Here is a 481-nt window from a genome sequence, read left to right on the forward strand (position 1 = left end):
GCGACAAAGAGAAATCCTGTCCGCATCATGACCCGCCTCCCGCAAACTCAAAACTTGCCCGCACATAGCCAGCCTCCTCGGCGAACATGGTCACGCGTTCAGGCACGGCGCCATAGCGCATGTCCGCATCGGCCAGCCAGGCATAGACCAGAGTCGGCACCGTCCGCTCAAACTGCAGGATCAGTCGGCCGTCATCTGCGGTCTGCAACCGCAACACGGACAGGCCTCTCGCATTGGCAAGCTGCAACAGATCCGACCGTAAGTTCTGACTGGAGGCGCGGGCGGCAGTGGCACCGGCCACGCGCGTCGTTTGTGAGGTGAGCTCCGCCGAGACCACGTCGAGCTGCCGACTGGCGGCTTCCAGAGCCAATTTCGAGTCCGCCTTTGCAGCCATCAGGGGCCGCACGATCGCGAATTGCAGGAGCGCGACAATCACGAGCAGGAGTGCCACGCCGATCAATGCCCGCTCTCGTCCGGTGCG

The 481-nt window shown here is 63.4% G+C and carries 1 protein-coding gene; it reads right to left on the minus strand.

Features of this window, described 5'->3' with window-relative positions:
• Nucleotides 1-25: 25 nt before the first annotated feature.
• On the minus strand, nucleotides 26-481 hold a 456-nt coding region (gene gspM / locus B4F73_RS00065; protein WP_290482220.1), incomplete at its 5' end, for a type II secretion system protein GspM.

Source organism: Hyphomonas sp. UBA3601 (assembly GCF_002375605.1).
GTDB lineage: Bacteria > Pseudomonadota > Alphaproteobacteria > Caulobacterales > Hyphomonadaceae > Hyphomonas.